The sequence below is a fragment of the Finegoldia sp. genome (assembly GCF_046991905.1).
GTDB lineage: Bacteria > Bacillota > Clostridia > Tissierellales > Peptoniphilaceae > Finegoldia.
In genome coordinates this window covers 39,620-61,175 of record NZ_JBKWZF010000014.1, presented here as the reverse complement: position 1 = coordinate 61,175, position 21,556 = coordinate 39,620, and the positions used below count along the sequence as shown (strand labels likewise).

At 34.2% G+C, this 21,556-nt stretch carries 21 protein-coding genes; 11 read left to right on the top strand and 10 right to left on the bottom strand.

From position 1 onward, the window contains the following. The 4 genes from ACLUJM_RS07330 to ACLUJM_RS07315 form a co-directional block, all read left to right on the top strand. The coding region (locus tag ACLUJM_RS07330) for an FMN-binding protein (RefSeq protein ID WP_412412544.1) at positions 1-3,277 on the top strand (3,277 nt) is incomplete at its 5' end. Beyond that, positions 3,274-3,957, top strand: a complete 684-nt coding sequence (locus ACLUJM_RS07325) for a hypothetical protein (RefSeq protein ID WP_412412543.1) — start codon at positions 3,274-3,276, stop codon at positions 3,955-3,957. The genes ACLUJM_RS07330 and ACLUJM_RS07325, both read left to right, overlap by 4 nt. Before the next feature lie 68 nt (positions 3,958-4,025). Further along, a complete protein-coding gene (locus ACLUJM_RS07320) occupies positions 4,026-4,352 on the top strand; it encodes a hypothetical protein (RefSeq protein WP_412412542.1) in 327 nt (108 codons plus the stop codon). A gap of 122 nt (positions 4,353-4,474) precedes the next feature. Further along, entirely contained in the window at positions 4,475-4,981 is a 507-nt protein-coding gene (locus tag ACLUJM_RS07315; RefSeq protein WP_412412541.1) for a thiol reductase thioredoxin, read from the top strand. 15 nt (positions 4,982-4,996) lie between these two features. Here the strand turns inward: ACLUJM_RS07315 and ACLUJM_RS07310 are convergent, their stop codons facing one another. Then, positions 4,997-5,404 carry a DUF3139 domain-containing protein gene (locus ACLUJM_RS07310; RefSeq protein WP_412412540.1) on the bottom strand — a complete coding sequence of 136 codons (408 nt, stop codon included), beginning with the start codon at positions 5,402-5,404 and terminating at the stop codon, positions 4,997-4,999. 102 nt (positions 5,405-5,506) lie between these two features. Beyond that, positions 5,507-5,749, bottom strand: a complete 243-nt coding sequence (locus ACLUJM_RS07305; protein ID WP_412412539.1) for a cell division protein FtsW — start codon at positions 5,747-5,749, stop codon at positions 5,507-5,509. Between the two features lie 130 nt (positions 5,750-5,879). Here ACLUJM_RS07305 and ACLUJM_RS07300 point away from each other — a divergent pair, with 130 nt between their 5' ends. Beyond that, the gene (locus ACLUJM_RS07300) at positions 5,880-6,284 is read left to right on the top strand and encodes a DUF3139 domain-containing protein (protein ID WP_060790751.1); all 405 of its coding nucleotides are present in this window, start codon (positions 5,880-5,882) and stop codon (positions 6,282-6,284) included. Positions 6,285-6,320: 36 nt separating this feature from the next. Here ACLUJM_RS07300 and ACLUJM_RS07295 read toward each other — a convergent pair whose 3' ends face one another. From ACLUJM_RS07295 to ACLUJM_RS07285, 3 genes are all read right to left on the bottom strand, one after another. After that, complete coding sequence (locus ACLUJM_RS07295; RefSeq protein ID WP_412412538.1) at positions 6,321-9,740, bottom strand: pyruvate carboxylase; 3,420 nt, start codon at positions 9,738-9,740, stop codon at positions 6,321-6,323. Between the two features lie 11 nt (positions 9,741-9,751). After that, positions 9,752-10,171 carry a deoxycytidylate deaminase gene (locus ACLUJM_RS07290; RefSeq protein WP_002838677.1) on the bottom strand — a complete coding sequence of 140 codons (420 nt, stop codon included), beginning with the start codon at positions 10,169-10,171 and terminating at the stop codon, positions 9,752-9,754. A gap of 141 nt (positions 10,172-10,312) precedes the next feature. Next, the gene (locus tag ACLUJM_RS07285) at positions 10,313-10,690 is read right to left on the bottom strand and encodes a type II toxin-antitoxin system HicB family antitoxin (protein ID WP_412412537.1); all 378 of its coding nucleotides are present in this window, start codon (positions 10,688-10,690) and stop codon (positions 10,313-10,315) included. Between the two features lie 103 nt (positions 10,691-10,793). Between ACLUJM_RS07285 and ACLUJM_RS07280 the strand changes: the two genes are divergently transcribed. From ACLUJM_RS07280 to ACLUJM_RS07270, 3 genes are all read left to right on the top strand, one after another. After that, positions 10,794-11,051: a type II toxin-antitoxin system Phd/YefM family antitoxin gene (locus ACLUJM_RS07280; protein WP_412412536.1), complete on the top strand. Its 258-nt coding sequence runs from the start codon at positions 10,794-10,796 to the stop codon at positions 11,049-11,051. Between the two features lie 114 nt (positions 11,052-11,165). Beyond that, positions 11,166-11,384 (top strand): type II toxin-antitoxin system RelB family antitoxin, encoded by a 219-nt coding sequence (gene relB / locus ACLUJM_RS07275; protein WP_281682662.1) that lies wholly within the window; start codon positions 11,166-11,168, stop codon positions 11,382-11,384. After that, the gene (locus tag ACLUJM_RS07270; RefSeq protein ID WP_002838725.1) at positions 11,381-11,641 is read left to right on the top strand and encodes a type II toxin-antitoxin system RelE family toxin; all 261 of its coding nucleotides are present in this window, start codon (positions 11,381-11,383) and stop codon (positions 11,639-11,641) included. Before relB ends, ACLUJM_RS07270 begins: the two co-directional genes overlap by 4 nt. A gap of 108 nt (positions 11,642-11,749) precedes the next feature. Here the strand turns inward: ACLUJM_RS07270 and ACLUJM_RS07265 are convergent, their stop codons facing one another. Genes ACLUJM_RS07265 through ybaK form a run of 3 tightly spaced genes read right to left on the bottom strand, consistent with a single transcriptional unit; the run spans position 11,750 to position 14,830 of the window. After that, the gene (locus ACLUJM_RS07265) at positions 11,750-13,060 is read right to left on the bottom strand and encodes a glutathionylspermidine synthase (RefSeq protein ID WP_412412535.1); all 1,311 of its coding nucleotides are present in this window, start codon (positions 13,058-13,060) and stop codon (positions 11,750-11,752) included. Further along, positions 13,053-14,357, bottom strand: coding sequence for a glutamate--cysteine ligase (locus ACLUJM_RS07260; RefSeq protein ID WP_412412534.1), 1,305 nt, complete (start codon positions 14,355-14,357; stop codon positions 13,053-13,055). The genes ACLUJM_RS07265 and ACLUJM_RS07260 overlap by 8 nt, the downstream gene beginning before the upstream one ends. A 2-nt stretch (positions 14,358-14,359) precedes the next feature. Further along, a complete protein-coding gene (gene ybaK, locus ACLUJM_RS07255; RefSeq protein ID WP_412412533.1) occupies positions 14,360-14,830 on the bottom strand; it encodes a Cys-tRNA(Pro) deacylase in 471 nt (156 codons plus the stop codon). Positions 14,831-14,955: 125 nt separating this feature from the next. Here ybaK and ACLUJM_RS07250 point away from each other — a divergent pair, with 125 nt between their 5' ends. The 3 genes from ACLUJM_RS07250 (at position 14,956) to ACLUJM_RS07240 (ending at position 20,289) form a co-directional block, all read left to right on the top strand. Beyond that, positions 14,956-15,714 (top strand): MBL fold metallo-hydrolase, encoded by a 759-nt coding sequence (locus ACLUJM_RS07250; protein ID WP_412412532.1) that lies wholly within the window; start codon positions 14,956-14,958, stop codon positions 15,712-15,714. Between the two features lie 169 nt (positions 15,715-15,883). Continuing rightward, positions 15,884-18,571: a calcium-translocating P-type ATPase, SERCA-type gene (locus ACLUJM_RS07245; RefSeq protein ID WP_412412546.1), complete on the top strand. Its 2,688-nt coding sequence runs from the start codon at positions 15,884-15,886 to the stop codon at positions 18,569-18,571. A gap of 566 nt (positions 18,572-19,137) precedes the next feature. Beyond that, positions 19,138-20,289 carry an MFS transporter gene (locus ACLUJM_RS07240; RefSeq protein ID WP_294684937.1) on the top strand — a complete coding sequence of 384 codons (1,152 nt, stop codon included), beginning with the start codon at positions 19,138-19,140 and terminating at the stop codon, positions 20,287-20,289. Between the two features lie 58 nt (positions 20,290-20,347). Here the strand turns inward: ACLUJM_RS07240 and ACLUJM_RS07235 are convergent, their stop codons facing one another. Next, positions 20,348-20,875 carry a hypothetical protein gene (locus ACLUJM_RS07235; RefSeq protein ID WP_294684938.1) on the bottom strand — a complete coding sequence of 176 codons (528 nt, stop codon included), beginning with the start codon at positions 20,873-20,875 and terminating at the stop codon, positions 20,348-20,350. An 86-nt stretch (positions 20,876-20,961) separates the two neighbouring features. Further along, the gene (locus tag ACLUJM_RS07230) at positions 20,962-21,483 is read right to left on the bottom strand and encodes a hypothetical protein (protein WP_294684939.1); all 522 of its coding nucleotides are present in this window, start codon (positions 21,481-21,483) and stop codon (positions 20,962-20,964) included. Positions 21,484-21,556 lie beyond the last annotated feature (73 nt).

The window sequence follows — 21,556 nt, the reverse complement described above, 5'->3', positions numbered from 1 at the left end:
GACATATTCAAGTAGAGGAATTATAAATGCAGTCAACAACGCATTGTCAAAAGCAGGAGTAAAACCAAACATATCAAAGGAAAATTCAGTAGGAAATTCTAAAGAAAATTCTCAAGAAAATTCGGGTAACAAAAACGAAGAAAAACCACAAAACAATCCAGAAAAACCAGAAAATAATAACACAAACAGCAGCAGCAAAATAAATGACGCAAAACTAAAAGACGGTCAATACACAGGAATCGCACAAGGATTCAATGGGCCAATCACAGTTAGAGTCACAATAACAAATGGATTAATCTCGGGTGTGGAAATAATATCTCACAGTGATGATGCGCCGTATTTTGCAAAAGCAATGTCTGTTATTTCTAGAATTTTGGGTAAACCTGGAAAAACAGTGGACACAGTATCACAAGCGACATATTCAAGCAGAGGAATTATAGGTGCAGTCAACAACGCATTGTCCAAAGCAGGAATTGCACCAAACGAATCTGATCAAAAACCAGAAAAACCAGAAAAAGAAAACAACGAACAAAAAGACAATAAACAACCAGAAAAAGAAAATCCGAATAATAACAAGAAAGATAATGACAAGAATGACCCACAAAAAATTGACGACGCGTTGAAAAAATACTACAACGACAATCCATTGAGAGATGGAGAGTATAGCGGATGGGGCATCGGTTACATCAACACAAGGAAAACTAAGACCTACATCAAAGTTGAAAATGGCGAAATAATCGACATCAAAGTAGGTCAAGATTCGGAATACGGAGACGATATGGGGCCATTTAGAAAAAAAGCTGAGAAAGTTTTATCGTTCTTAAAAGGAAAAGAAGGACGAATTAACCTCGCAAAAATGGGATTATACCGCGAGTATTTCGAACAAATTAGAAACAGCAAAGATCCGAAATCCAAAGTAGAAGAATTATTTGGAAAACAATACGGCGCGCTTTTGAATGGACTTTCTGGAAACAACATTAAAACAGAATCTGATTTGACGCTACTTTCAAGAACCGTAAAGGCATACATGTCAGATAAATACAACTCGAAAGAAATGTTCGACAGCATAACGGGTGCGACTGTGAGTGCAAGTGGAATCGCACAGTCGACAAGAGAAGCAACAGCAAAATCGTCAAATGATTACAAGAATAATTCAGATGTCAAAGAAATCAAGATTATATCACCTAAAAACAAAACAATTGAAGTGAACAAAAACGATGCAGCTGATTTTTCTGAAATGAAGATTATTGTAATCAAAAAAAACGGTTCATCCGAAAAAATTGGCTGGACAGATTTCCAAGCCAATGGAATTTCAATTACAGATGACAAGGGCAACATAATTACGAATGATTTGTCAAAATATTCCGATACGAACGTAATCAAAGCAAAAGTTGTTCACGAAAAATCATTGTCATACGATGAGTTCAGAATTCTAATCGGAAACTACAGCAAGGATTATATCGTAGGATTGGAATACAGCGTTGACGGAATCAAATGGTACAGATTGGAAAACACATCAAAAGATTTTGAAAACACAAACAATATCGCAGACAGACAAATAATTGATGCACCAACATCATTTGAATTTGCAAAAGTAAAAATTCGCGCAGTATCGAAAAACAACAAAAGATACGAATATATAACATCAAACGCCGCAATCAACAACACTCAAGCGAACTATCATCTCGTATCGAAAGACAATCCGAACTTGCCAAGCGTAATATTTGTAACATTCAAATTGTCTGGAGATGAATCTGACAAGAAACTCGTTGAGGACAAAGAAAAAGAAAACCCACAAGAGAAAGAATCAGAAAAAAAAGAAGAAATTGAAGTGGATCAAAAAGTAATCGACACAAGCTTGATGGATTCAAATGGGCAAAAATGGATCGAAGGAAAACCAATCAGACCGGCGACAGTTACAAGCTTGGATAAGGACGCGAAAATAATAGCGAAAATAGATGGATTGCCACAAGGATTATCATTTGACGGAACGACAATAACGGGAACACCACAAGTAAGTGAAGAAGGTTGGGGCGAAGATGGAAGTGGATTCAAAACAATCACACTAAAACTAAAAGCAGAGAAAAATGGAAAAATACTTGTAAGAAAACTAACATATTGGTTATACAGAGATAAAGATCGTGACGGAATATCAGATGACGACGATGTAGATAACGGAGAAAAATTCACACCACAAAGAAATGGAGCACAACCAATAATAGTCAACGGAACAAAACCAACCATCGAAGATTACAAATCCAAGTTCTCAAACATCCCACAAGATGGATCGGTAGAAGTAACACTTGAAAAAGAACCTGATTATACAAAAGCGAGTGAACTTCCACAAAGAGTTAACCTGATTTTCAAAGTCAAAGGAATAAAAGAAGTTGGAAAAAGCTATGTGATGGTAATAGTGAAAAAACCAGTTGACAAAAAAGCTGAACAAGAAACAAAAGAAGAAATTCCTGTTGATCAAAAAGTAATCGACACAAGCTTGATGGATTCCAACGGACAAAAATGGATCGAAGGAAAACCAATCAGACCGGCAACAGTTACAAGTCTTGACAAAGATGCGAAAATAATTGCAAAAATAGACGGATTGCCACAAGGATTATCATTTGACGGAACGACAATAACAGGAACACCACAAGTAAGCGCAGAAGGATGGCCGGAAGATGGAAGTGGATTTAAAACAATAACACTAAAATTAAAAGCCGAAAAAAATGGCAAAATATTAGTGAGAACATTGACATACTGGTTGTATCGTGACAAAGACCGTGACGGAATATCAGATGACGACGATGTAGATAACGGAGAAAAATTCACACCACAAAGAAATGGAGCACAACCAATAATAGTCAACGGAACAAAACCAACCATCGAAGATTACAAATCCAAGTTCTCAAACATCCCACAAGATGGATCGGTAGAAGTAACACTTGAAAAAGAACCTGATTATACAAAAGTAGGACAATTTAGAGTTAACATAATATTTAAACTTAGAAAAACACAAGAAATATCAAAATCTTATGTGTTTATCAAAATCGAGAAACCTGTTGTAGAAGAAAAAGACAATGAAAAAGAACCTGACGAGAATTCTATTGATAAAAAGTCGGGGAAATCTCAACTACAAAATGAAAACAATACAATAGAACCAAAAAACTCCACACAGTCAGAGCATTTAGATTTGAAATCAAACAAGAAAAAAGATGACGACACAAAAATACATGATGAATCAATAGCAAATGTAAAAAACTTGAAGGAGGAGATTAGATGACTTTAATAGTAGGAATACTTTTCACTATAATATTTTATAGCTTAACAGCCCAATCAATAAAAAAACATCCGGGGGCATATTATCTAGGAATGTATGCGTGGACGGGACTAGTTGTGTGTTATTACAACATGGGTTACTACAGATATTTGCCAACTTGGTTCAACGATTATTTCATGAAAATATTCGCCAGAGGAATATTTGCAACGGCAACATTCATGATAGTAATGTTCTTAGGGACCGTTACAAAACACAATGATTTTTCAAAAAAACTGATGAGCATTCGTGGAGAAATGTCTATAATAGGAAGTTTGTTGGTGATAAGCCACAACATAATATTTGGAGTACATTATTTCCCAGTGCTTTTCACAAATCCCTTATCCTTGCCAAAAAGAGAACTAATCGCATCAATAATAACAATATTTTTATTGTTGATGCTGATTCCGCTTTTCGTGACATCATTTAAGGTAGTTCGTAGAAAAATGAACGCCAAAAACTGGAAGAAACTTCAAAGAATGGCATATCCATTTTTTATAGGAATTTATGTGCATGTAATGGTGCTTTATTCAAATAATTGGAAAGCACACATCTCTGGAGTTATAATTTATACGATTATTTTTGCAAGCTATGTTATATTGAGATTAAGAAAATCCATATATAAGAAGAAAAAAGCACAACGATAATTTGTTTTAGGTTGTTTGTATAATAATAATGATATAATGTAGTTATCATAAAAGAAAGGATAATCATTATGTCAACACAAGAAATTTACGAAATTACGAGAAATTATGCTGTAGTTACAGCGGTATTTCTAATCGTAAGCATATTCAGCTTGTATTTATCATTAAAACGTAAAGATAATGGTATTTTACACATAGTGACAACAGTATTTCTAATAGCTTTGTCATTTGCAATGATGAACATGAACTTCACGATTACTTTGTTACACGACGGACTTGTTTCAAATGATTCAATGCTTGTGAAATTCTGCTTGTACGGCTGGATATTGGCATTAGTATTGATGGGTATTAGCGCAATAATAACCATTAGAAATATCTTAAAACAGCGTAAAAAATAAACAAAATAGAATTACTAAAACGCAGACCACCAACAGTAGTTGGTGGTCTTTTACGTCTAAAATTGTACAGATTGATTATTATCAGTAAATATTATAGAATAAATAAAAACAGGAGGGAACATATGAAAAACAAATTCAAATTAATCGTTTGCTTAATTCTTATGCTGGTATTATTTGTAAGCTGCAACCAAAAGCAAGACCAACAACCAAAAAAAGCCACAGGAGTTGAATCCAAAAACGTAACCACAGAAGAAGACAAGCAAAAAGCCATCGAAGAATACGAACAAAACATCAAAGGCGTTAAGGAAATCAAAGTAGCAGAACTTGATGAAGTGAGTGCCGGAAAAGAAATCACGGTGTATCTTGGAAGAAAAACATGCCCAGATTGTCAAAAGTTTTCAAAAATATTCAAACCATTTGTATCCAAATATGAAATCTACTACATAGATAGCGTCGCTGGAATCAAAAAATCTCCAGAAGATTTGAAGAAATTCAGAACCGACAACGACCTCAAAACAGTCCCAGCAGTGTTTAGAGTAAAGGACGGAAAAATCACCGACAGAATGAACATCGACGACAAAGTGGGAACTACACCAGAAGAACTACAAAAGTTTTTTGATAAGAAATAAGTCAAAGCCATAACGTTAGTTATGGCTTGTTGTTTTAGTTTCCCAATCATCATCTAAAGGAGGATATTTAAATTTTTGTCTTTCTTTAGGGCTCAGACTCTTATAATCATCTTTTGATTGGAACTCGATAGAATCTAGACTCATTTTACCAGGATTTGGGTAATCGTCGTAGGTATAAACAAGAGTAAAACCCGCAGGATCTTTTATCTTCACTCTGTATACTTGGTTTCCTTTTATATAATCTTTTATCGCTTTTATCTCTTTTATGTTATCTTTTTTTATCCCTTGAACTTCCATGTATTTGTACAATTTTTTGTATCCGTAATGTCTTTGAACAGGGACAGCAATAATCCACTTTCCAGCTATAAATACTACAAGACATATTAGTAGTATTTTAACTACTAAAAACTTTTTCTTTTTCATATATAACGCCCCTCTCTTTGATATTATTATACTATAAAATACAAAGGAATCGAAGGTATGAAAATATTTTTTTCTATTATTTTATTTATTAAAATTGTTAGCTTACCATACTTCGTTTCCTACAATTTCTCCCCAATCAATATCTTCTTTTGAATACTTTCCATTAAAATCTTCAAATAAATCTTCAATATTCAATTCATCATCAGATGAATTTTCGATTATTAGTTTATTATCTTTAATTTTTAAATCCAAAATATCATCATCTTTCCAATTTAAAACATCCAAAATCGACATTGGAATTTGCAACACATGAGAATCTCCACACTTAGATAATTTGGTTTTCATAATTCCCCCTAAAAGTTAAGTCATTAATGCATCTAGTATATACCTTTTTTAAAAATTTTTGAATGTCATTTGATATTTCTCCATCAAAAATATAGTATAATTATAATACAAACACGAAGGAGATATAAAGATGCAAAAAACAACAAAAACAAACTTCAGAAAAATATTGAAACTAGTTTTATGGGCAGGTCTGATTATATTTTGTATCAATTTAATTATAAAATATCCTGTACACAGACACATTGGTTTTGATAGGATGTATAAGTACATGGATATGCAGAAAATACCAAGAAGTGATATCAAAAGTGTGAGGGCTTTCAGATCTACAAAAACGGACGATTATGTTTATTGGGTTGTGTTAAAAGATTTGGAAAATTATAGGTTTGAATATGGATATAATTTGAAAAAAGATAACATGTCGTTGAACATTAGTAAGAAAGAATATGATGATGTGTACAAGTATATTAGTGACGAGGAAGTTGCTACATTAAAATATAAACCACTTAAAGAAAGCATTTACTATTTCAAAAAATAAAAATGGATTGTAGATTTGACTCTACAATCCATTTTTTTATTCCAAAACTATAAGGAGTTGGTCTGTGTCGATGGTGTCATTTTCTTTGATTAGTATTGATTTTACAATTCCTTCTGATTTGGATAGTATGTTGGTTTCCATTTTCATGGCTTCCACTACTACCAATGGGTCGTTGACTGATACTTTGTCGTTTTCTTTGACTAGGACTTTTACGACTCTTCCTGGAATTGATGCTCCGATTTCTTTGTCGTTGTTAGGGTCTGCTACTGATAGGTTGTCTTCTTCACGTTCTGTGATTTTTGCAGATTCATCGAACACTCTGACTTCACGTCTGTTTCCATTGACTTCATAGGTGAAGTTTCTGTATCCGCCTTTTTCCAATCTTCCTTTTTCAATAAGTTTGATGATGAGGATCTTGCCTTCTTCTATTGGGACTTCGACAGTTTCTTTTTCGTTTATTCCTTCGAAGAAAGTCGGAGTGTCCATGTAAGTGAAGTTGCCTTTTGTTTTTCTGTAGTCGATGTATTCTTCGAATACTTTTGGATAAAGTGCGTGTGAGATGATGTCTTTTTCATCGAATTCCATTTTGTATTTGTCGGATAAATCTTTTTTGTCTTTTTCGAAATCAAATGGGTCGATGTAAAGTCCAGCTCTTTTTGTGATTGGCTTTTCATCTTTTAGGACGATTTTTTGTAATTTTTCGTTAAATCCTCCTTCAGGTTGTCCCATCATTCCTTTGAAGAATGATATTACAGAGTCTGGGTAGTCGAGGTTTTTGCCTTTTTCGTAGATGTTTTCAGGAGTGATCCCATTTGCCACCATGAATATAGCCATGTCTCCGACCATTTTGGATGATGGTGTAACTTTGATGATGTCACCTAGCATGTCGTTGACTTTTTTGTACATTAATTTTACTTCGTCGAATTTTTCTCCAAGTCCGAACGATTCTACTTGTGGTTTGAGGTTGGAATATTGTCCTCCAGGAATTTCGTAGCGATAAATTTCTGTTGTACCACTTTTCAAATCGCTTTCGAATTGTGAGTAGTACGAGCGAACATCCTTGTAGTAGTTGCTGATTTTGTCACAGTTTGAAAGGCTGATTCCCGTTTGACGTTGAGTGTTTTCAAGAGCGGCTACGACTGAGTTGAGTGCAGGTTGACTTGTGAGTGAACTCATTGAGTTAAAGCAAGTGTCAACTATGTCAACTCCAGATTCACAAGCGTTGATTATTGTAGCGACTCCGTTTCCTGTGGTGTCGTGTGTGTGCAAATGAATTGGAACAGAGACTTCGTTTTTCAATGCTGAGATTAGTTTCGTTGCGGCGTATGGTTTTAACAAAGCGCTCATATCTTTGATAGCGATAATATTTGCGCCGATGGATTCTAGTTCCTTTGCTTTTTTTACGTAATATTCTAGTGAGTATTTGTCTCTTGATTCGTCCAAAATGTCACCTGTGTAGCAAAGCGTTGCTTCCAAGATTTTTCCTTGTTCAAGTACGCTGTCACAAGCAAGTCTCATTCCATCGATGTAGTTTAGCGAATCGAATACTCTGAACACGTCGATTCCGTTTTCTGCAGCTTTTTGTACGAATTTTACCACGACATTATCTGGATAATTTTTGTATCCTACGGTGTTGTTTCCACGAAGTAACATTTGGAATAAAATGTTTGGTATTCTTTTGCGAAGTTCTTGTAGTCTAATCCAAGGATCTTCCTTCAAAAATCTGTAGCTTACATCAAATGTTGCGCCGCCCCACATTTCCAAACTAAACAAGTCCTTCATCAATTCATTGGTAGCTTCTGCGATAGGAAGCATATCTCTTGTTCTCATTCGTGTCGCCATCAATGATTGGTGCGCATCTCTTAGGGTTGTGTCTGAGATTAGAAGTTTATCTTGGTTCAAAATCCAATCGCTAAGTCCCTTGGCACCTTTTTCTTCGAAAACATCTTTGGTTCCTGTAGAATTTGTCTTGGTAAATTCTGGAATTTGTGGAATGTTGTAATCTTTTTTGTCGTTATTAATGGAGCGTTCGCTGATGAAATTCAACACCTTTAATTCTTTGTCTGTAGATGGTTTGATGTCGAAAAGTTCAGGGTTTTTCGAGATAAATCCAGTGTCACACACTCCCTTGTGGAATTCTTCAGTGTTTAAGACATTGATGATGAAGCCGATATTTGTCTTCACACCGCTGATTTTCGTTTCTCTTAAAGCACGGATTGCTTTGTTGATTGTGTCGTTGAATGTTCTGGAGAAGGCAGTGATTTTAACCAAAAGCGAATCGTAATATGGTGTGATTACAGAGCCTGTGAATCCATTTCCACCGTCAAGTCTCACGCCGAATCCGGAACTTGTACGATACAAATCAATCTTACCAGTATCAGGCATGAAATTATTCGCAGGATCTTCTGTCGTGATACGGCATTGAATTGCGTAACCATTGCAGTGAACATCGTCTTGTGAATAAATTCCTATCTCATCTGAATCAAAACTTTTGCCGTCTGCTATCAGAATTTGAGTTTGTACGATATCAATCCCAGTGATAAGTTCACTAACTGTGTGTTCTACTTGAACTCTTGGGTTTACTTCGATGAAATAGTGATTTTCATCTTCGTCCACCAAAAATTCTACAGTACCGGCGTTTGTGTAGCCAACTTCTTTGCAGATTTTGATGGCATCGTTGTGAAGTTCGTTTTTTGTCTTTTCTGAAATCGAAAATGCAGGAGCAAATTCCACAACCTTTTGGTGACGTCTTTGAATGGAACAATCTCTCTCATACAAGTGTAGAATATTTCCGTGATTGTCGGCTATGATTTGCACTTCAATGTGTTTTGGGTTGCGGATGTATTTTTCGATAAACATATCGTCTGATCCGAAAGCTTTCTTGGATTCGTTTTGTGCGCTGACGAAAGAACTCATCAAATCGGATTCATTTTCGACAATTCTCATTCCACGTCCGCCGCCACCAGCACAAGCTTTTACCATAACTGGATAGCCGATTTGGTTTGCGATTTCCAATGCTTCATTTTTATTTCTGATAGGAGTCTCCACGCCTTCGATAGTTTGTACGCCGGCTTTTTTTGCAACTAACTTCGATTGGACCTTGTCACCTAAACTATGTAGAACTGATTCGTCAGGACCAACGAAAATTATTCCGTTTTCCTTACAACGTCTCGCAAATTCTGCATTTTCACTCAAAAATCCATAACCAGGATGAATAGCATCGCAGTGTTTGGATTTTGCAATTGCAATGATTTTTTCGATATCTAAATAACTCGACAAAGGTGATGCCGCATCTTTTATCAAATACGATTCGTCGGCCTTCGTTCTGAAAAGGGAAGTCTTATCCTCTTCGCTATAAATCGCAACGCTTCTTATTCCAAGCTCACTACAAGCTCTGAAAATTCTTATAGCAATCTCGCCACGGTTTGCCACTAGAAGTTTTTTTATTTTATCCATATTACACCTCTTTAAATTTGGACATATTCAATATTATTTCGATCTAACAATTCAATCGCATACTCATCCACACGATAAGCTTCGTGATAATAAATCTTGCTAATTCCAGCTTGAATTAAAGATTTCGTGCAGTTCAAACAAGGAAAATGAGTCACATAACAAATACAACCCTTCACAGCAATTCCTTCTTTCGCACAATACAACAAAGCATTCATCTCCGCGTGAATCGTAGCAATACAATGTCCGTCACGCAAAGTGTGACCAACCTCGTCGCAGTGAGGATTGCCACTAATAGCACCATTGTAACCTGTCGATACAATCCTGTTGTCAGAATTCACCAACACACAACCAACAAACGCCCTGTCACAAGTGCTACGTGTCGCAACATTCAATGCCAAATCCATAAAATATTCATTCCAAGATTTTCTCATATTGACCTCTCATCATCATTAAAAAATTTCTTTACCTTTAATATTATCATAAAAGCAAAAAAATCAAAACTTAAAAGCGACAAAACTACACACCAAAAAAAGCCACACAATGTGGCTTAGGGAATAAAAATATTTACAAAATTATGCGTTGATTTTCTTTTCAAGAGCTGTGGTCAAAACTTCGGAATAATTGATATTTTGGCGATCACAAAGTCTAACCAACCATTCAGGGACTGTAGCATTTTTTCTGATGGTTTTGTTGTTTTTTATAAATGGTGTGGGATCAACTTGAATCATTGAAGTAAATCCGTCTTCGACTTTTATTTTCGTAATATCACTTGGTTTAGGAAGTGGAATATCTTCATCAATAAAAGTCGCCAACACGCTTTCTAACATTTGATGAGCGTTTACCATTGCTTCTTCGATATTATCTCCTTCAGTTCCACCGCCAAATTCTGGAAATTCCACCCAATAAGAATCTTCTTCTTTATGAAAAATAGCAGGATATGATTTTAACATCGTCTAACCTCCTTATGCATTAATAATACGCATAATGCGCATAAAAGTCCAGGGATATTATAAAATAATATAGGATATAATAAAAATAGAAGGAGTTGATGTAATGAAAATCACAACTGCAAAAAATTTCAGGGATAATTTATCCGAAATGATTGATGAATTAATAAAATCAAATGAACAGCTAAAAGTTACAACAGAAATGGGAAATGTTGTCGTACTTAGTGAGTCCAATTACAACGGGATAATGGAAACTCTTCGAATATATTCAAATCCACAAGAAAAAGAAAAAATAATAGAAGGATTACATACAACAATAAAAGATTGTGTATCTGAAGATGAAATTAATCGGAATAATTTGTAATCTTTCAATACAAAAATCACAATTAAAAATGATATCGTATGTCGTTGGCTTGACTAAGTAAAGAATTTATAATACAATTATGTTACGATGTAACACAATAAAAGGAGTGATTTTATGGCTACTATAACGATTAGATTGAGCGAATCGGATAAGGAACTTTTCACAAATGTTTCAAAAGAAAAAAACAAAACTTTATCCGACTGGGCAAGAGAATCATTATTGGAAAAAATCGAACAAGAGTATGATGAAAAGATAATTAACGAGTATCTTCTAAACAAAGACAAAATGAAATTTTACAGTAATGATGAGGTAAAAAAAGAGTTGGGTATATGAGGGTTATTTATTCAGAAAAATCACTAAAATCCTTGAAAAAACTCGATAAGCCTATTCAAAAAATGATTATTCATTATATGGAGAAAGTAGGTCAATTAGAAGAGCCACGTGCAAGAGGTAAGGCGTTGTCAGCCAATTTGAGAGGATTTTGGCGATACAGAGTGTCGAACTACAGAATTATTTGCGAGATTGATGACGATAAATTAATAATCTGCGTTGTAGAAGTCGATCATAGGAAAAATATATATAAATGTTGAAAAAAGTTATTTGTAGTACGAGCTTTAATTCTACAAATAACTTTTTTATTTGCAAAAATTAAAGAATCATATTTCCACACAAAAAAAGCCACACAATGTGGCTTTTAATTACTCATTTATGAACAAGTTAGGTGCTGTATAATATTTTCTGGCGCCACTTACGACGTTATCTTTTCCGATTCGTGTGTAAGGGGCTACGAAGTGTTTGTTGTAGATGAACAGTCCCACAACTTGTGTAAATTTGTTGAGTACAGGAGATTTTTCTTCGAATTCCAAGAATTCACACTTATTCATATCGTAATATTCTTGGAAGACGTAGCCTGTGCGGATAAATTCTGGAAGTTTTTCTTGCAATTCTTCTTCTCTCATTTCACTTCCTACGTATATTCCAAGTGATGCGTAGCCGTCAATTGGTTTGAAGATGTATTTATCTTTGTTCATTATGATTTCGTAAGCATCACGCTCTTCGATTTTTTTCGTGAATGGAACGTGTTCGTCGATGAATTTCTTTTCTTCATTATTCAACAAAGCTTGTGTTTGTTCTTCTCTGAAGATTTCAAAGATAAGCTTGGAGTGCATCAATTGTGATCTGAATGATCCTACCATGAAGAATGCGTTGTCCATGTACGCATCCAAGAATGGTTTGATTTGATCTTTTATTTTCAACAATTCTAATGTTACAATTCTTCTGTAAACCAAATCTATTACATAATCTCCGTGGCACAATTTGCCGTTTTTGTATTCCAAATCTCTGATGTCGATGATTTCGCAGTTGAATCCATTTTCTTCGTAGACTCTTTTGAATTCGTCAAATTCGTTTGGAGTTCCCACTTCCAAATTATCCACGATAGCGACATTTGGTTTCTTATCGGATACGTATTTTTTGTACATATCAGCTGTTTCCCAAACCCATGGAGTGAACATATCGACATTTTCAACGTCGTGTTTTTCCATGAATTTTTGCATAGCTTTTGTTTGAAGAAGAAGTTGTCCTAGTGTGTTGTCTTCGTTCATCGCAGATGATCCGTCTGTGTTAAGTTCACAAAGCATGTAGTTTACTCCGTCGTAGAACACGTCGTAGCGACAGATTGGAACGGGAACATCGTAGCCTGGATCGTGAAGTACAAGTTCTTCAATTGCTGGATCCAATTGGAATATTTTACGATATTCAGGATTTTCTACGAATTCTTTGGTGATTTTGTCAGTCATGCTCATCAAAATATTCGAAATGTATACAAAATCTGATCGGTTCTTTTTGTTGTAGAAAAGTCCTTGGTAGGTCATAGGGATTGGTTCTCCGTGATAAATCGCCTTTGATACTTTTGTTTTGGCAATAAAATCCACGAAATCCCTATAATACATATCTTCGTCTTCTCGTACTATTTTATATAATTCTAATGAATATTCGTCATTAAACATCTAAATCCTCCAATTTAATTTCGTTTGCAACTACAGCTTCACGAAGTCCTTTTTCTTTGTAAATTTGTTCAAATACATCTCTAGGATTCATTCCTTTTTCCAACATTTCTTCTAGAGGGATAAGATAGCCGATTTCATTTGCTGGAAGTCCTGCCTTTGCCATATCCACAAGCATTTTGCAAAATTCTAACATGTTTACATTCATAAATGTAGCATCCAGTCCTTTTTCACGCGCATCTAGTTTTGCTTTCATGCAAGATTCGTATGTCATATTTTTGAATAACTCAGATAATTTGTCCAAGTTAGTATCGTCGTAGAACAAGCCTTTGATTAGAGCGACTGCTGAGAAATTAAGTGGATATTTGATTTCATCCATCATTCTGATTTCAATGTATCGTTTTGCTCTTACATCGGGAAATACTATGGATAATGCGTGGAAAATCAAATCAGTATCTCTAACATCTTCAAATACTTCCTTGAAAGTTGTCTTTCCGACATAATAAGGCTCGTGGTTTTCATCAATTGAGAAAATTAACGGAGTGTTTAATATATTTTCGGCGTATTTCTTGTAGCTCAAATCATCGTCGAAACTAAAAGGATACATTCCGGATCTGTCAGTGTCTGTGTTTTCCCAGATAATTTCTCTCATGTTACGACTTTTTGCAGGATTTCCTTCGAAAATGTATGCGTTGTCGAATAAAGTGTAGAAAACTGGAGACAAACAGTTACAAATTTTGTATTTCTTAATGAAATCTTCTTCGGATGAGTAGTCGATGCTGCATTGCAAAGAACAAGTCCCCTTCATCATATTGTGAGCCATGTCTCCTCTTTCGTTGAAATATTTGTACATAAAATCGTATCTTTTTTTAGGCAAGATTTTAATCTCGTCGATTTTAGTCACAGGATGATATCCCAAAGTCACCATCGCTTGGTTTTTCTTATCGAAAACTTCAACAAGTTTTCTCATATTTTTGATATAAATATCCTTCAATTCGTCGATGTTCCACTTCGATGACAAGGCGACTTCGAATTGGCTTCCAGGTTCTGTAGACACTGCCAAATCATCATTTTCAAGTCCAAGAATGTATTCTCCTTCTTTATATGCAACACATCCTCCTTCGTGAAGTTCTCTGAGAGTTTCGCCGACTCCGTTTTCGCCAAAATACGACACAGTCTTCAACGTATCTTTGTCGATTATAAAATGTTCCATCTCCATTCCGACAGTGAATTCTTCCTTTAATTTTTCTCCGCTTTTAATGTAGTTAATTACAGCTTCAAGCTGTTTTTCGTAATCCATTTTTACTCCTTTTTAATGTCTGATACAGTAATATCACAAATTTTTATCAAATCTTTCGGAGCGATTTTGATTTGCGCTCCGATTTTACCACCAGACACGTAAATATATTCTTTATTTTCACAACTTTCGTCGATAAAAGTTTTAAATTTTGTTTTCATTCCGATAGGAGAGCAACCGCCTCTTATGTAGCCCGTAGTTTTCAACAAATCCTTAACGTGAATCATTTCAAGCTTTTTCACTCCGGCTATTTTCGCACACTTTTTCAGGTCAAGCTCGTCTTTTACAGCCACAACGAACACAAAATTTTCATTTGTGTTGGAAACTGTGACAAGTGTTTTGAACACGTAAGCCTCGTCTTCATTTAATTTACTTGCGACATTTTCTCCGCTTACATCGTCTCCTACAGAGTATTCTATATATTTATACCCAATTTTTTGTTTGTCGAGTATTCTCATTGCGTTAGTTTTTTTCATAAACTCATCCTTTCATTATTAATATTATACTACAAGTGAAAATTTTGTGGATTTATAAAATATTTGATACATTTACTTGCGTAAAATGTCTGTTTATGGGTAAATATATACGAGGAGGATTTTTAATGGAACAAAGTTTAAACATTAGATATATATACCACAGTTCATTTTCTTTGGAGTTTGAAGACAAGATAATTATTTTCGATTATTTTCAAGGAACTTTGCCAAAAAATGTGAACGATAAGAAGGTGATTTTCGTGGTGACTCATTCACACGCAGATCACTACAACGAGAGTATTTTTGATTATGAAAATGCTAGTGATATTACATATATTGTCTCAGAAGATGTATACGAAGAGGTTTTTGATTACGATACGAAGGATAATGTTGTATTTTTGGGAGAAGATAATATCGAAGATTTGAAGAAGCATTTCGGTAAAAAAGTTATAAAACTTGAAGTTGGTGAATCGACTTCTGTGTACGGTGCAGATTTTACAGCGCTTGGTTCTACTGATATGGGAATTAGCGTGTATTTTGAGGCAAATCATTTGAAATTTTTCTTCGCTGGAGATTTGAACAATTGGGTGTGGGAAGAAGACACCGAAGAAGAAAAAGAAAAGATGCAACAGGATTTCTCCAAGGAAATCGACAAGATAGGGCATGTTGACATTGGATTTTTCCCAGTTGATCCTAGATTAAAGGAAAGATACGATTTGGGTGTGAATGAATTTGTCGACAAATGCAATCCGAAAGTTTTGTTCCCAATGCATTTTACAAAAGATCCAACAATCGTGGACACATTCATCGACACGCACGATTACGAGGGTTGTAAAGTTGTGAATATGAAAAAGGAACACGATACTTTTCAAGTTATAATAAAATAATTGATTTAATATAATATTTTTGGTAAAATTAATATACAAGAGGGAGTAGCTTAAAAATATTGTGTCGTCATTACGGTTAAAACCCGGCACAAAGCCACTTTGGTTAGCAAGACTTTTGCCAGAAATGGTGAAAGTTTTTTTTATGATGAAATTAACAGGAGGTAAGAGATTGGATTGGTACAAGGAATCTAATGAGAGTGTTATCAAAAGTTTGGACACTGATCAAAACAATGGTCTATCCGACAGTAAGGTAACGAGTTTGTTAGAAAAATACGGCAAGAACGTATTAAAAGAAAAGAAGAAAAAGTCCATGGCAGCCAAATTAAAGGATCAATTTTTGGATCCAATGATAATTATTTTGCTATTGGCATCTATTTTATCGATGGCTATTGGAGAAATTACAGATAGTATTATTATCATTGCTATCGTTATTGTGAATGCGGTGCTTTCGATTTATCAAGAAGGTAAGGCGGAACAAGCAATAGAAGCTTTGCAAAAAATGGCAAGTCCTAAAGCCAAGGTTATAAGAAACGGCAAGATTATGGAAGTGGATTCACAAAATTTGGTTCCAGGAGATATCGTTGAATTGGAAACGGGAGATATTATCCCTGCCGATTTGAAATTATTGGAATCTACTAACTTGAAAATCGACGAATCATCGTTGACTGGTGAATCGGTTGCTGTAGAAAAGAACGCGAAGGATGAGATTACGACAGATGCAGGAATTGGCGACAGAACAAACATGGCGTACAGTTCTTCTATCGTAAGTTACGGTAGAGCGAAGGGTGTCGTTGTAGAAACAGCACAAAACACAGAAATAGGTAAAATCGCAACGAGTTTATCACAGGTTGAAGACGAAGAAACTCCTCTTCAAAGAAAGCTTGCACAATTGTCTAAGCAATTGGGTATCGTAACTGTTGTTGTATGCGCAATTGTGTTTGCAGTTGGATATTTCGTGTATGATTTTGATGCATTGAATATGCTTATGACTGCGGTATCACTTGCAGTTGCAGCGATTCCAGAAGGACTTCCAGCTATAGTTACAATCGTACTTAGTTTGGGAATGGGAAGAATGGCAGACAAAAACGCCATCGTCAAGAAACTTTTGGCAGTTGAAACGTTGGGAACAACAACTGTAATTTGCTCCGACAAGACTGGTACATTGACTCAAAATGAAATGACTGTGAAGAAAATCTACGTTGATGGAACAGATGTCGATGTCACAGGAACAGGCTACAAACCTGTTGGAGATTATTTGATTCAAGACCGTAAAATGCAAGAAGATGACATCAAATCTCTTAACACTTTGCTTCACATAATGAGTCTTACTAACGATTCAAAACTAATCGAAGAAGACGGAACTTACAAAATCGTTGGGGATCCTACTGAAGGAGCACTTCATACAGCAGCAGGAAAACAAGACATCACAAAAGATGAATCCAATCAAAACTATCCTAGAATAGAAGAAATTCCATTCGATTCAGAAAGAAAAATGATGACTACATTCCACGACAAATTCTTATCTGACAAAGTTGTATCCTTCACAAAAGGTGCACCAGATATAGTTATCGAAAAATGTAGCAAAATTTTAATCGACAACGAAATCAAACCACTAACAGAAGAATTAAAACAAAAACTATTGGCGAAAAACAGCGAATACGCTAAGCAAGCACTTCGTGTACTAGCTTATGCGCTTCGTGAACACGAAGAATTACCAAATGAAATTACATCTGAAAATATCGAAAAGAACATGGTATTTGTAGGATTATCTGGAATGATAGATCCACCAAGACTAGAAGTAAAAGATGCAATCAAAGAATGTAAAACAGCGGGAATCACACCAGTTATGATTACTGGAGATTACTTGGAAACAGCAGTTGCAATCGCAAAAGATTTGGGAATTTGTACGGACGATTCACAAGCAATCATGGGAGCTGAACTTAACAATATGTCAGACGAACAAATCCGTGAAGTCGTCAAAGAAAAGAGAGTTTACGCGAGAGTATCTCCACAAAACAAAGTACAAATCGTAACAGCATTAAAAGAAAACGGACACATCGCAGCCATGACAGGTGACGGAGTCAACGATGCACCTGCAATCAAAAAAGCAGATATCGGAATTGCGATGGGAATCACTGGAACAGACGTTGCGAAGAACACATCAGAAGTTATCCTTACAGACGACAACTTTGCAACCATTGTAAACGCAGTAGAAGAAGGAAGAATAATTTACTCCAACATCAAAAAATTCGTATCATTCCTACTAAGCTGTAACATCGCAGAAATTCTTATCGTATTCTTGGCGATAATGTTCAAATGGGACACACCATTTATCCCAATTCAATTATTATGGTTAAACTTAGTGACAGACTCATTCCCAGCAATGGCGCTTGGAGTTGAAAAAGGAGAAGCTGACATCATGAACAGAGCTCCTCGTTCACCAAAAGAACCAATCATCGACAAGAACATGAGACTAAGCATCATCGTTCAATCATTAGCAATCACAGTTGCGACATTATTCGCATACAACTACGGATTGAACCATTTTGATGGTCATATTGAATCTGCAAGAACAGTTGCGTTTGCAACATTGATAATATCAGAATTACTAAGAAGTTATTCAGTAAGAAGTGAACACAAATCAGTATTCCAAATCGGATTATTCTCAAACAAAGCATTAGTAATGGGAACATCACTTTCATTATTATTAATGCTAGCAGTAATCTACATTCCTGGAGTAAATGATGTATTCGAAACAATACCACTTCACATTGAACACTACAAAGTAATATTGCCATGCGCATTATTGCCATTCGCAGCGGGAGAAATATTAAAAGCAATAAAAAGCAAAAAATAATAGACAACAATAAAGGCGTATCGTGTGATACGTCTTTTTTAGTGGGTTGGGAGATAGAAAATCGTATGGGGCGGACACAGGGATGGGGTTGAAGGACAACATAGGTCAGAATATAAGCAAACATCTCGCACGAATATCTTGGGGAAATTTAACTATCTTATTCGCTCAGCCTCACTTCAGAAATCTTCTTTTTTAGAAATAAGTAATGAAGATTTCATCGTTCGAAGCGTCGCTCATAAGAAACATTAAATTTTCTATGGTGATATTCTTAGCTTCGATTGTTTGCTTAAAGGTTTCGCAGAATTTACAGTTGCAGGACAGGCGTAGGTCAAGTTGTAGCAAACATCTCATACGAATATCTATAAAATAGAAATATTGATAATATTAAATGAAAGTGTTAATATAAAAAAGTAAGTTTCAAAAACAAAGAAAACATTATCATAGGATAAAGCATAATTTTATTATTTTATAAAAACAGTTAAGTTAAATTACAAAAAAAGATTGGAAACTTCTAATTCACAAAAAATATACAAAAATATTAGAACAAATTGGAGTAGTAAATTATCATGATAAAATTAAAAAAACTTTTACAACCTTATTTTTTAGTTTATTTTCTTTTTTTCTTTATTAATGGTGCCTTAGAATCATTTTATCCTATGTATCTTGAAAAATTAAAATTTACTGGAAAAGAAATAGGATTTGCATTTACGGTAATTTATTTTTCGCAGATATTTTTGCCAACATTAACAAGCACATTAACAAATAAATTTAAAGCTAAAAAAGTAGTAACAACAGGATTATTAATCATATTAACATTTAGTCTTATTATATATAATCAGAAATATTTACTAGGAGTAGTTGTTTTAGGTATTATCATACATATGGCTAGACCTATATTTAATTTTTCATTAGGAAATGATATTCTGGTTTCTGTAGACTCTGAAGAAAGAGGAAAATATTTAAGTATAAGAGATTTATTCTTATTTGGAGGAATGTCTATTGGAATCTTTGCATTTTCAATTCTAGTAAAAAATAATGGTCTAAGATTTTCTTTTAACATCTGGAACTTATTATATATAGTATTAATAATATATATAGTTAAGCACTTTCAACAAAACAAACATAATGAAGAAATAGAAGAGGACTCTGGTAAATTAAAAAGCGTTATCAAAGAAAAAAATCTTTTAGTTGTTATAGTTATAAATGTATTGTTGACATTTTCTTATGCATGTACTAAATTTGTCCCTATATTAGCTATGAATATTGGATTTAAAATTGATGAATTTATGAAATATCAATCGTTGTTTATTATAATTAATGCTTTGATGGCGTATAAATTAGCAGATCATTTTGCTAAAAAGAACAAAAGGAAAGTTTATTTAACAGATATTGCAGTAGATGTATTGCCTTTTACACTTCTTGCATTAAATTTAAGTAAGGTAGGATTTATAATTGCATTTTTGATTTTACAATTAAAAGATATCTTTTCTCCAGTATCATTTTCTTATGTTATGGATTTGTTTGAAGAAAAGAATATCACTACTGTTTTAGGTTTATTAGAATCTATTAATAATTGTGTAGGATTAATAGCTCCACTTTTTATAGGATTTTTATGGGATATTATAGGAATAAAAATATTTTATTTTGCCACAGCCATTACAATATTAACGGCAGTTGTTGCTTTTATCAGGCTTCCTATTGAAGAAAAGAATTTGTAAGTAAAAAACGAAATGAACACAAAAAAACAGGGACGAACCCTGTTTTACTATTTACGCGCTATCTTGAAACAGCTGATGTCATTACTTTGAGCAATTGACCTGTGACGGCGTCTCTTTCGTTTTCGTACTTTTGATGTAGTGCTTTGTATTTTATTGTGTATGTTTGGGATTGTTTGTCCAATTTGATTTCCCAATCTTTAATGTCTTCTTTTTCAAGGTAATTTTCTTTTAGTTCCATTTCTTTTATTTTGTCTTCGTCCAAGAATACATTATTCTTTCTTTTTTCTTTTGTTACTGGGTCTTCTCCTTCAAGGTCGAGTCCGTTTTGCACTTTTACTCCATCTATGCTGACGTTTGCTTCGGAGTCACCGTTTTTTGCGATGATTCCATCTTTTCCGATATTTGCTTCTGAGTCGCCGTTTTTTGCAATGATTCCATCTTTTCCGATACTTACTTCTGAGTCACCATTTTTGATATGTATGCCGTCTTCTCCAGAAGTTTTCACGCCAGTATTTCCAACGTTTTTCACTCCACAAGAACTTAGCATAGCGCATGCCAATAAAACTACTAATAATTTCCTCTTCATGATATTATCCTCCTTAAATATATTATACCCCTTAATAAGCAATAAATAGTGGAAAATGTTTACAAAATGTCAACGATATATCAATTTTATTGCAACAAATTACTGAAAATTAGAATTTTTGTAGCCAAAATCATAACCATTAACCCCAATGCTATGAGTAAAACTAGAAGACATTCCTTTAATTTTATTATGGGTTCATTAATTCTAGTATTTTTTTCTATGTTTACTTTGACGATACTAGTAGAAATATAAAATATTATCATGCTTACAAAATAATATTCAGTTAGATAGATGGATTTCATTATGAAAAAATCCAATATAACAGCCAAGAGTAAGAATATACTAGACAAGTAGCACATTGATTTTATGGTATCTTTTCTAAGATGTTTAACATTTCTTGGCTGATATAACAGCAAGAACTTTGATTTGTGTGCATTCATAACACTAAAATACAATATAAAAAGTATACTTAATAAAGTAGTGGAGAAATTCAATCCATATAAATTCTGTGGTGAATTTATAGAAGAAAATACACTTATGAAAAGTATTACAAATAGTTCGTATTTAATTTTGTCGCGTAAGATGTAATAAAAAATAAGTTTTGTCATTTTATTCTCCTTTTATGTTGGGAGCTTTAAGTAAAAGTGGATTGACACAAAATAGTACTACAAAAATTGGAAT